We start from the raw sequence: 11,007 nt of genomic DNA, 5'->3' as shown, positions 1-11,007 counted from the left end.
CTCCTTAGTCAAGTAAAGTGAAAGTGAGCTTTATACTCGTATCATTACTTGCAGAGACTTTTAAAAAGTCAAATCCATGCATTTTACTGGTTTGCCATTGCTTATTTTCAAGACTGATTGGGTTTTGCCAAGTGATCATCGCGATATTGTCTAAGCGCGTTATTGCTTCGCCATTACTTGGCGCATATTGTCTAAATTGAAGCTTAATACCACGAGGCGGTAAGTTTTTTGGGCCAAGGGTAAAGTCGTCAGAAGGTAAGCTGAAATCATGGCTAAATACTTGCCACGAGTTATCACCTCCGTTGCTGATAACAACTTCATTTTCCGAAAAAGTAAGATCATCAATTTCGGTTGTATAAGTTAACAAGCTTTCTAGCTTGCCACCATTCTCAGATTGTAAGTAGCCATATAATGAGAAATCTTTACTCAATAATGGCGCCCCATTTTCGTCAATCAATTCCATCACTCGCATAGTGTGTCTAAAAGGAATGATTGAAGGGGTATTGTCAAACTCATCGCGGCTAGAGCAAAGAGCTTGAATCCCAGCGTAGGGTTTATCGGTGCAAGGAAAAACGCTATCACTAGTATGATCCCAGCGACTTACCTCAAAAGCTTCTGAGTCGTTATCCCAGTCTTCGAAATCGCCGAATACCATGATGTCTCGGCCTAAAATGCTATTGCTAAGCTCACCACTAGTCACTTCAATATTAGACAAGTATGCAGCGGATGATGGTGCATATTGACGTAAGTCAATTATGTCACTGCTGCTATCGAGTGTAACGGTCACTTGTGAAGTACGCTTTGTTGCTTGGTCTTTAGAGAAATATACTTCAGCATAATTGTCACGCGGTATTAACGTTACCGAGTCATCTGAGAACTCTGCTAGACGGCGCACTAAATAGTTACTTAAAAAGCCAGTGGTAAAACGAGGCTTGTAGTCTTCAATGTAAATAGGGTAAGCAAAGGCACGATTTACTGTTTGTGTGTCTGCGTTTAGGTCAATCATCACCGCAACACCTAATAGAGTGTCTAATCTAGGTTGATCAAACACAAAGTTACCTAAGCCGAGTACTGCAGGAATATCATTATAAACAGCAAAACCCTGAGCAACGTGAGGGTGATGAGCTATTAATAAATCAGTATTTTGCGAAGAAAGAGCTTGGAACCGACCGTCTATATAACTTGTTGGCGAGTAACTATATTCATCACCGCCATGCATTTGTGCAATTATAAAATTATTAGTATCAAGCGCTTGTAGAGTATCATTTACTGCATTTGCATTGGTAAGATCTGCCGCTCCTCCTTTACTCTGCTCTGCAACATAATTAAATTCATGCTCATCTCCAGTGATAGAGGTTGCAGCAAAAAGTGTTAAGTTAATGTCCCCAAGACTAGCATTCACAGGTGCAAGAGCGTCAGTGTCATTTATTCCAGCACCACTGTGTAAGAACCCTGCATTTGCAACTTCTATAAGTGTGTCTTCAAGACCCGATTGTAAATAGTCATACACATGGTTATTACCGAGCCCCAAATAGTCAACGCCTATGGCTGAAAGTCCTTGGAGTGAATCAGGTAAAGAAAAAAAGCTAAACTCTTTTGTTGGATGAACGGCACTAGGGTTGCTTGTTACTGGTGATTCAAAGTTAACGGAAGCAAAGTCTGCATTTAAAAATAGCTCAGCAACATCGGCAGTAATTGCAACACTATCTGCCCCAGCTGTTTCAGGGCGAATAAGTGCATTTTTAACATCGGGGATGTTTGTTCCCATAGTCGATAAGCTTGGATCTAAATAACGGCGTCCAAACATAGTATCTCCAGCAAAAATCAGGCTTTTACTGTTTTGAGCTTTTGTTTCTAATTGTACTTGAGAAGTTGCATAATTTGGTTGATTAACGATAACCCCTGCTTTTGCAAAGTAACCGTTTTGTTGCACCATTAAGGCATGGTTACCATAAGGCAAATCGCTAATGTTAACTTTGCCATTGGCATCTGATGTGTAGCTTTGTCCTGCGACTTTTATGACAACATTACTTAAATTGGCTTTACTCTCATCCACCACTGATAGGGATAAATCAGCCTTACCAGCAAGTAAAGTTTCTCTAGCACTGATGGAATCTTGCTTTTGCTCTTGCGGCTTATCTTCATCAGGGTCTTTCACTTTACATGCTGTTAAGGTTAAACATGAAATTATAAGTAAATAGTTGATAATCTTTTTCAAAAGGCAAGCCTCGTTATCATTTTTTTTACATTGTATAGGTCAATATTATTATTGCTGTATTGTATCTTTGTTGGTTATTGGGAACAATAACCGCTGACTCTGAAAATTCAGATATTTCTTAGTCCGTTGAAATTTAGCAAAATAAATACGTCTTAAATTGAAGTTTAGCTCAAAAAAATGTTTTTTTTCAAAAATATAATTTGTTTACTAGGGTTTAACAAATATGATGCCAGAGTTAAAGAATAAATTTGTAATCGACTAAATGAAGATGAAAAAAAAGGCCATTAAATGGCCTTTTTGTGCGTATGGGCTTTCACAAAATGAAAGTTAGAATTTGTATTTAACACCGAACATAGCAACAACTGGGTCAATTTCTACCGTTGAAGTTAATGCCTTTGCGCCGTCAGCATAAACTGTTGCGTCTGTATCGATGTCGATTAGTGAAACCATGCCATGTAGGCCCCAGTTTTCACTCATCATGTAGTTAAAACCAGCTTGAGCTGCAAAGCCAAATGAATCATCTAGTTTCACTTCTACATCGTCAGTACCTAATGTTGCTTTTAAAGCCGCAGAAGGTTTCTCATCAAAGAAGGTTGTATAGTTAATACCTACACCCACAAAAGGACGGAACTTATAAGTTGAGTCTAAGAAGTGGTACTGGGCGATTAGTGATGGTGGTAATTGTTTAATATCGGCAATTTTATTGCCCGCTAAGCCACCAGTTCCTTGAACATCATGGCTAAATGGTGTCGCTGCAACTAATTCAAGAACCCAGTTGTCATTAAAAGAGTAATCAATCGTAATACCTAATTGGGTATTGTCATCGCCACGAAGTCCTAACGTTGGCGCTTCATTGATTTTTGAGCTGTCGTTATCAGGGTTTACATTAATTGCACCTACATTCACGCTTAAGTTTGCGTTTGCAACAGGAGAGAGTGCTAATAGTGAAGTAAGTAATGCAATGCTTAATTTAGTTTTCATGTTGTTCTCCGCGAACTACTTGTCTTATTTGGTTGAGGCTATTATTACTAAGTTGCAGCGGACAAAACCTGTTCTAGATCAAAGTTTCAAAAATGTTTGAACTAGGTGAAGCCATTTTTTGATTTAGATTAAGTTTTTAAATGGGAAGATCAAAAAAAGATTGACTCTTATTGACTCTATATTCAGTTGCGGCTGGTAAACTAACGGTGTTATTTGCTTATTAGGTGTTTTGCATGGCTGATCCTCAGCACTTATTTCTTCATGGCTCGATTTCAAAAGCGCTACTTAAATTAGGTATCCCGATCATCTTAATCAATATTTTGCAGTCGGCTTATCAACTGACCGATGCATTTTGGGTAGGCCGCTTAGGGGCAGAGCAAGTAGCTGCCGTTTCTGTCAGTATGCCAGTCACTTTTTTAGTGATTGCTATTGGCTCTGGGTTGGCAATGGCGGGCGCTATTTTATCCGCTCAATACATGGGAGCGGGTCAGCAAGATAAGGTTAATCACGTTGCTGCCCAAACTATGTTAATGGTGACAATTACCGCAACCATACTTGGCTTAATAGGCTATATGCTTTCACCATATTTTTTGACTTTATTAGGTGTTGAAGATCAAGTGTTTGGTGATGCCCTTAAATTTATGCATGTATCTTTTATCGGCGTTGTGTTTGTATTTATTTATGCCATGTTTCAAGCCTTAATGCGTGGTATCGGGCAAACCAAGGTGCCGCTCTATATTGTAAGCGGTACTGTGTTACTCAATTTTGTGCTTGACCCCTTACTGATTTTTGGTTTTGGTGACTTTTCGGGTTTTGGCGTAATGGGCGCTGCACTAGCCACACTTATCACGCAAAGCTTAGCGGCTGCAATCGGGGTATGGGTGTTTTTGCGAGGGCGTCACGGCATTCAACTTAAACTCTCTAGTTTTAAACCAGACTGGCAGTATATGAAGCAAGCCTTCTTTTTAGGAGCGCCTGGCTCGGTTGAACTCTCTGCGCGAGCCTTTGGTTTAATTATTATGTCGTTTTTGGTAGCTAGCTTTGGTACGCACACGATTGCCTCTTATGGTGTTGGATCTAATATTTTACAAATGGTGATGATCCCGGCAATGGGTCTTTCAATGGCTGTTTCGACTTTGGTTGGTCAAAACATGGGGGCGGGAAATCCACAGCGTGCAGCACAAATAACTCGATTAGCCTCACTTTGGGGACTGCTGGGCCTGACAATAGTGGGTGTTGTTGCTTATCTGTTTGCTGAATACTTGGTGGCCTTTTTCATTCCTGATGATGAGTCTGTGATAGCGGGTGGTGCAGAGTTCATTCGGGTTATGTGCTTAACTTGGGGCGGAATAGGCGTGCAGCTTTGTGTAGTCGCTGCATTTAGGGCTTCAGGCAACATGCTAAATGCGATGGTTGTGTCACTGCTTTCACAATGTGTTATTCAATTTCCTGCCGCGTATATTTTGTCTAAGCATACTTCACTGGGACCACAGGGCATATGGTATTCCTTTGCTATCACCAATGTACTTGTGGCAATCATTACTTATCTTTGGTTCGCAGCTGGTCGTTGGCAACGAACACAATTAACCAAAGAAGACAAAGACATTGCCAAGGTAACTCAAGAAACCCTTATTGAAGAAGGAAATCATTAATTTAAGTTTCACACTGCGGTCATAATCTCTCGTTGTAATAACCTAAGCTTTCTAACTGATTAGGGTTATTATGAGTTTGATATCAAATGCAGAGTTAGTAACGCACCAGTCGGTGCAATCTGAGGTGGTTGAAACATTACAAACCTTGCTCCGATTTAAATCGGTAACGCCCGCTCAAGCTGGTGCAATTGATTGGCTTGAAGGTAACTTAAGCCAGCTCGGCTTTGATTGTGAGGTATTTAGCTTTAATCATGTTACTAATTTAATTGCTAAAATCACCTTTGGTGAAGGCCCTATCGTTGCTTTTTCTGGCCATATTGATGTGGTCCCTGCTGCAGAAGGTGATTGGCGAGTTGATCCTTTTAGTGGCGAGATAGTCGATGGCAGTGTCTATGGCCGTGGCGCAGCAGATATGAAAGGCGGTGTTGCTGCGATGCTTTGCGCAACAAAACGTTTTTTAGCGCAAAATAGCAATAAAGGCGGCACATTTTACTGGTTAATAACCTCAGATGAAGAGGGCGAAGCTGAATACGGATCCTTGTTAATTGCTGAGCGTCTAGCCAAACAAGGTGTTGTGCTTGATGGTTGCCTAGTTGGCGAGCCGACGAGTCATCAGCATGTGGGTGATACCATTAAAAATGGCAGGCGAGGCGCGTTGTCTGCTCGATTATCTATTCAAGGTAAAGCAGGGCATGTTGCCTACCCTGAAAACACCATAAACGCTGCACATTTAAGTGCAGAGGTCGTAAAGCGCTTAACGGCAATTAGCTGGCACAAAGATGAAACAAGCTCGGCAACAACACTGCAAGTGACCGGCATTAATATAGCCAATGTGGTCGATAATCTTGTGCCTGCTCAATGTGAGATCACGTTTAACGTACGTTATAGTCATGGCTACAAAAGTAAAGACGTTAAAGAAGAAATTCAGTTTGCATTGGCAGATTTAGCATTGCGGCTAACGCTTGTTTGGGAGCGTCCGTGCGAATCATTTTATACCTTGCATCAGGCGAGCAATTGCTTGTTGCAGCAGCTTGAACAAGCCGTGCATGAAGTAACAGGCAGCTTCCCTATGCTTAGTACCAGTGGTGGCACATCAGATGGGCGATTTTTTGCCAATGAGCACACGCAAGTGATTGAATGTGGTGTGCGAAACCATACCATTCATCAAGTTAATGAGCATGTTCCTATCGCAGATTTAAAAACTATTGAGCAAATATACTTAGCTGCGCTTAGAAATATCTTTAATTAAAAAGAAAAAGTCGGCGAATATGCCGACTTTTTTAAGCTATTTTTAACGACTATTCGCGTGGCTGCCCTAAGTATCGTTTGGCTTTACTCGCTTTTACTTTATCTAAGTCGACAAGCACTAATCCATCAATGCAATTATTGAACTCAGGGTCGATGCTAAAACTTAAAAACTGTACGCCTCCTGGCTCGCAAAGCTCTGTGTATTGTTTGAATAAGGTTGGGACTTGCGCACCAATATTGGCAAGCACATGCTTAAGTTCAACAAAATCTTCTTTAATATCATCCCCAGCAAATAACTGAGCACATTGTTCTTTTTGTGATTCGGTATGGCGATATTCATTATTGGGGATAGCTAACACTTTTTTAGCACCATAATAATGCTGGTAATAGTGAACCAATAGCGATTTAGCTTGCTCGGGGAGCGCGTTAGATACGCTAACTGCGCCAAACAAATAGCGGTATTGCGGGTACCGGTTCACAAATGCGCCAATGCCAAACCACAAATAGTCTAGGCTCTTTCTACCCCAGTATTTGGGTTGCACAAAGCTGCGACCGAGCTCAATGCCCTTTTCAAAATACGGCGCCATATCATCGCTGTAGCTAAATAGGCTGTCAGTATATAAACCTTTGCGGCCATGTTTTTCTATAATGTCTTGTGCGCAGGCAAGTCGGTATGCGCCGACTAGTTCAAGTTGCTTAGCATCCCACAGAACGAGGTGTTGATAATCCATGTCGTATTTATCTATATCACGGCGTTTACCACTGCCTTCACCGACTGCCCGAAACGCAATTTCACGAAGTCGTCCTAGTTCACGGAAAATCGGTGAGCTACCACAGTATTGATATAAATAAATTTTCATACCATCAGAGGTTTCACCTAATAGCTCACACTCTTCAATGGCTTTTTTAAGGTCTTTCGTTGCTTCAGGACTGGCAATGGGGGTTTGCGTTTTTAACGGCAGAGGTTTTTTTGTGATAAGTCGATACAGTTGTTTTCTTATCAACTGAGCTATTTCTTTATCTTTTAAATTTTCGATTAAATATGACTCAGGTGGGATGGACGCGCCAATTTCAAACTCTAATGATTTTTGTCGTTGTTTGAACATCTCTTTGACTAATAACAAACTGGCTAAGGGTTTGTAGATCATTGAGGTGCCGTAGAATAACGGGCTGTTTTTCGCTTTGATGTAAATAGGCAAAATAGGTGCGTTGGCTTTTTTTGCCATACGTAAAAAACCGCTGTTCCACTTACAGTCTTTAATGCCCGTTGGACTTAAGCGCGATACCTCACCTGCAGGAAAGATTAATAATGCACCGTCTGATTTTAAGTGTTGCTGGATATTAGCGAGTTCTTTCTTTTTACTCGTACCAGAGAGGTTATCAACGGGAAGGAGTAACGAGTGCATCGGAGTGATTGACATCAGCATGCGGTTTGCAACGACTTTTAAGTCGGGGCGTACACTTGATAAGACTTTTATCAGCGCTAATGCATCAAGAGAGCCGATAGGGTGGTTAGCGACAATAACGACATTACCTTCACTTGGTATATGTTCCATTTGTTTTGGCTTGTAGCGCGTGTCAAAGTCAAGCTCATCAAGCACTTGCTCTACAAATTCAAGCCCTTGTAAGTGTGGGTATGCATCACCAAAGGCAACAAACTCTTGCTCATGTAATAAATAACCTAGGCCTTTCTTTACTAAACCTTTTACTTTTGGCGAATTTTCTAATTGTGGTAAATTTGCTTCTATTACTTTATCAACACTGATCATACAAACCTCAAACATAAACGCATTTAGCGATGAGGTTAGGGTAAGAGTTCGCTGTGACAGTTAGGTTGCAGTTGTGTGACTTTTTAAAGAGCGCTTCGTGTTCGAGGCTAAAATGGAGAAGACAATGATTTTACTTGTAGCTGTAACAGGCCGAGATTGCAGCCAATTAATTGCCCGATTACAAGCGTTATTACCAGAGATTGACGTACAGCTTTGGTCTGAGTGCACAGACTACGAAGCCGTAGAGTTTGTACTGGCCTGGAATGCGCCCGCTGATTTATGGCCTAAGCTGGTAAATTTAAAAGCAGTTTCTTCATTTGGTGCAGGCGTTGATAGCATCGACTTAACAAAGATAGCAGCGCATGTTCCTGTTGTTAGAATTGTTGATGATAACCTTGCTAATGATATGGCAGAGTATGTATTGGGTCATGTATTGGCGCACAAGCTGAGACTCAAAGAATATTATTTAAAACAATCAGCGGGTACTTGGAAGCCAAAGCGAGCGTATTCACATCAACATGTGGGTATCTTAGGTTACGGTGAACTAGGCAAAGCCTGTGCAAAGCGTTTACTCGCAAATGGTTTTCAAGTGAGTGCTTGGTCTAATAGTGAAAAACACGACGTTGAAGTAAGCACCTATTACTCACAGCAGGGGTTAGATGACATGCTTGGTCAAATTGATTATCTCGTGTGCTTACTACCACTTAACCAACACACTCAGGGCATTATCAATAAATCACTGCTGGGTAAACTACAAAGCCATGCGGTGCTAATTAATGTTGCCAGAGGCAAACATGTTGTCGATGAAGATTTACTCGAGGCACTTAATAGTGAGCAATTACGTGGCGCCACCCTTGATGTATTCAGCGAAGAGCCTTTACCTCAGGCGCACCCTTACTGGTCTCATCAAAAGGTGACCTTAACGCCTCACTGTGCTGCAATTTCAGATTTAGAGTCTGTCTCGTTGCAAATTGCAGGTAATGCTAAAAGATTAACTGAAGGTAAAGAGCTAATAAATCAGGTTGATAGAACAAAAGGTTATTGACACATTGTAAATTTGTTTAATAAACGTCTTGTTAACATCTGTAATTTTGCTATTCTGGAGTTGCTCAATAAAAAAACAATAATAAAAGAGGCGTTATGAAATCTAATCAAAGTGGAGCTAAATTTAGTCTGGTCGTCGTGTCAGTTATCGTTTTAGGTGTGTCAGCATGGTTTAACCAAGCTAATGCATCGGAGCAACCAGTTCAGGACATTGAAGTTAGTCAATCATAACCACACAGCATGCTCATCGAGTGCAGCACGTTTAGATGCTGCACTTTAATCGCTTATTCAACTAACTTCTTTTTGAGTGGATTTCTCTGTTCTCGTGTTTCTTCTCGTCAGATTTTTTAATCATCACATACGTTGCACCACTACCACCATGATGCTTAAGAGCACTGTGAAAGGCTAAAACCGCTGGAATTTCTTGCAGCCACTTATTGGTATAGCTCTTTAAAATACCTGGCTGTGATTTATTTTTGATACCAATCCCATGGCGAATAAGTACGACACGAATATTTCGTTTATGACAGTCATCGATAAAATTAAATAACGTACTACGTGCACGTTGAAGAGGCTGACCATGCAAATCAAGCGTGGCATCGAGTTGATATTTAGCTAAACGTAAGTTTTTATATACTTGGCCTTGTACGCCATCTTTTTTAAATGCCAATATGGCATGAGGATCTAACAGCTCGACGAACTCGCTGCGCAAATAGTTTTCATCAATTGCTAAATCACACTCAGCTGCTTTACGTTTTTCTTGTTGCGCTAAAGAAGGGCCTTGCTTGGTGGAATCAAATTGAACAGTGTCATGCTTAAGAGGTTTTACGTCTTCCATAGATGAGAGAAATAAGTCGAAGTCGTTTAATGACATAAGGTACCTCCAAATTAATTATACCCAAACCACCTCAAGGTGCGAGTTTCAGTTGGAATTAAAAGCGATTTAGGCAAGGCATTGATTGCAAATAATAGTGGTTCTATTGTTAAAATCAATAACGCAGTATAAATCGCTTTTAAACCAACCCTCTGGGCGTTTCACAGGCACTTACTCTCATCGTTGTTACTTCTTAAAAGGGACCACCATTCTTGCAAAGTAACGCCTTGATATTAAGCACCTGTGAAACGCTGAATTCTGCATCTTGAGGTGGCTTGGGTATATATACGCCGTTTATGGTATCTCAGTTCAACCATTTTGTAAGTAAAAAAAAGCCCAAGCAGGGGACTGCTTGGGCATAAATGCTGATAGATGATATAGCCTATTCTATCAATTTATCTTAGGGGAAGATTAACCTTGATTAATATTCAACTGGCCAAATGTGTAGACCTTGAATAAATAAAATGTGTTGATCAACACCAAGCTCATGTTTGATATTACGCTTGATGACATCAGATCTAAACTAAACGATAAAAATAATAAACTACACGCGCTAATCGCTGCAAAACGCAGTAATGTTAGCTGGTTAATAAAAAATGCACCTAGTCCTAGTGCAAGTAACGTTAAGTTTAAAAGCCAATCTAGCTCGTTTAGCATGGTCGTATCTGATCGTGTCTGTGTTGAAAAAGGAGCGCCATTATGGTGATCTTTTACACAGCTTTCAACCAAGTAATTTTAAATTTTCGGATTAGATTTTTTAATCCATTATCAGTTTTTTCATCGCTGCAAAAAATCCATTTTGTTCTGTAACTCGGTACTTCTGACAGGTGTCTGGTTTACGCTTATCTTGGCACAGGTAAATAATGTTGCGGCTTAGGTCTGCACGGGGGCTAAGAGTAGAATCAAATAAGTTTGCACCATAACCAAAAACCCCGGGCCAAAATATACTTTGTGAGACCATACCTAGCTTTTCGTAAGTGATTAACACGGGTTTTGGCGTAATTAGCAGAATTAATACAACTGCTGCGAGTGCATACCACCGTGTTTTGCTTTTCTTAAGTTCTACTTCAGGAGCACTGTGCTGAGCAGCTTGTGCGCGCGCTTGTTGTTGGTTTACTGGTCTTTGGCGCTTTGCTTGTGTTGGTTTCTTTCGTGCAGGAGCTTTACCAAGTAAAGATTGTTTTTTTATTTTATTAGACATAAAGCTTATCTGGCCTTTTA

General features: G+C 40.6%; 10 protein-coding genes. 4 read left to right on the top strand and 6 right to left on the bottom strand.

The annotated features are described in order from the left end of the window. Positions 1-4: 4 nt before the first annotated feature. Both CWB80_RS05980 and CWB80_RS05975 read right to left on the bottom strand, forming a co-directional pair. Complete coding sequence (locus CWB80_RS05980; RefSeq protein WP_138601492.1) at positions 5-2,218, bottom strand: CapA family protein; 2,214 nt, start codon at positions 2,216-2,218, stop codon at positions 5-7. Positions 2,219-2,545: 327 nt separating this feature from the next. Next, entirely contained in the window at positions 2,546-3,199 is a 654-nt protein-coding gene (locus CWB80_RS05975; RefSeq protein WP_054551769.1) for an OmpW/AlkL family protein, read from the bottom strand. A gap of 233 nt (positions 3,200-3,432) precedes the next feature. Here CWB80_RS05975 and CWB80_RS05970 point away from each other — a divergent pair, with 233 nt between their 5' ends. Beyond that, a complete protein-coding gene (locus tag CWB80_RS05970) occupies positions 3,433-4,851 on the top strand; it encodes an MATE family efflux transporter (protein WP_054551768.1) in 1,419 nt (472 codons plus the stop codon). 70 nt (positions 4,852-4,921) lie between these two features. Then, on the top strand, positions 4,922-6,100 hold the full coding sequence (dapE, locus tag CWB80_RS05965; protein ID WP_054551767.1) for a succinyl-diaminopimelate desuccinylase: 1,179 nt from the start codon (positions 4,922-4,924) through the stop codon (positions 6,098-6,100). A 49-nt stretch (positions 6,101-6,149) separates the two neighbouring features. On the opposite strand, the gene olsF is transcribed toward dapE, so the two are convergent. Then, positions 6,150-7,868: a bifunctional ornithine lipid synthase OlsF gene (gene olsF, locus CWB80_RS05960; protein ID WP_054551766.1), complete on the bottom strand. Its 1,719-nt coding sequence runs from the start codon at positions 7,866-7,868 to the stop codon at positions 6,150-6,152. Positions 7,869-7,992: 124 nt separating this feature from the next. Here olsF and CWB80_RS05955 point away from each other — a divergent pair, with 124 nt between their 5' ends. Both CWB80_RS05955 and CWB80_RS23085 read left to right on the top strand, forming a co-directional pair. After that, the gene (locus tag CWB80_RS05955; RefSeq protein WP_054551765.1) at positions 7,993-8,913 is read left to right on the top strand and encodes a 2-hydroxyacid dehydrogenase; all 921 of its coding nucleotides are present in this window, start codon (positions 7,993-7,995) and stop codon (positions 8,911-8,913) included. A 95-nt stretch (positions 8,914-9,008) separates the two neighbouring features. Then, entirely contained in the window at positions 9,009-9,143 is a 135-nt protein-coding gene (locus tag CWB80_RS23085) for a hypothetical protein (RefSeq protein WP_262387613.1), read from the top strand. A gap of 61 nt (positions 9,144-9,204) precedes the next feature. On the opposite strand, the gene smrA is transcribed toward CWB80_RS23085, so the two are convergent. From smrA to CWB80_RS05940, 3 genes are all read right to left on the bottom strand, one after another. Continuing rightward, complete coding sequence (smrA, locus tag CWB80_RS05950) at positions 9,205-9,786, bottom strand: DNA endonuclease SmrA (RefSeq protein WP_054551764.1); 582 nt, start codon at positions 9,784-9,786, stop codon at positions 9,205-9,207. A gap of 411 nt (positions 9,787-10,197) precedes the next feature. Beyond that, on the bottom strand, positions 10,198-10,443 hold the full coding sequence (locus tag CWB80_RS05945; RefSeq protein ID WP_054551958.1) for a hypothetical protein: 246 nt from the start codon (positions 10,441-10,443) through the stop codon (positions 10,198-10,200). Positions 10,444-10,543: 100 nt separating this feature from the next. Then, positions 10,544-10,987, bottom strand: coding sequence for a hypothetical protein (locus tag CWB80_RS05940; protein WP_054551763.1), 444 nt, complete (start codon positions 10,985-10,987; stop codon positions 10,544-10,546). Between the last annotated feature and the right edge of the window lie 20 nt (positions 10,988-11,007).

This window comes from Pseudoalteromonas sp. S1650, from assembly GCF_005887195.1.
Classification (GTDB): domain Bacteria; phylum Pseudomonadota; class Gammaproteobacteria; order Enterobacterales; family Alteromonadaceae; genus Pseudoalteromonas; species Pseudoalteromonas simplex.
This window is presented reverse-complemented; position numbering and strand designations above follow the sequence as displayed.

What these genes read in the sequence shown, in the direction of transcription:
- CWB80_RS05975 (WP_054551769.1), bottom strand. Translation starts at nt 3,199, where the DNA reads ATGAAAACTAAATTAAGCATTGCATTACTTACTTCACTATTAGCACTC.
- CWB80_RS05955 (WP_054551765.1), top strand. Translation starts at nt 7,993, where the DNA reads ATGATTTTACTTGTAGCTGTAACAGGCCGAGATTGCAGCCAATTAATT.
- CWB80_RS05940 (WP_054551763.1), bottom strand. Translation starts at nt 10,987, where the DNA reads ATGTCTAATAAAATAAAAAAACAATCTTTACTTGGTAAAGCTCCTGCA.
- olsF (WP_054551766.1), bottom strand. Translation starts at nt 7,868, where the DNA reads ATGATCAGTGTTGATAAAGTAATAGAAGCAAATTTACCACAATTAGAA.
- CWB80_RS23085 (WP_262387613.1), top strand. Translation starts at nt 9,009, where the DNA reads ATGAAATCTAATCAAAGTGGAGCTAAATTTAGTCTGGTCGTCGTGTCA.
- dapE (WP_054551767.1), top strand. Translation starts at nt 4,922, where the DNA reads ATGAGTTTGATATCAAATGCAGAGTTAGTAACGCACCAGTCGGTGCAA.
- smrA (WP_054551764.1), bottom strand. Translation starts at nt 9,786, where the DNA reads ATGTCATTAAACGACTTCGACTTATTTCTCTCATCTATGGAAGACGTA.
- CWB80_RS05945 (WP_054551958.1), bottom strand. Translation starts at nt 10,443, where the DNA reads ATGCTAAACGAGCTAGATTGGCTTTTAAACTTAACGTTACTTGCACTA.
- CWB80_RS05970 (WP_054551768.1), top strand. Translation starts at nt 3,433, where the DNA reads ATGGCTGATCCTCAGCACTTATTTCTTCATGGCTCGATTTCAAAAGCG.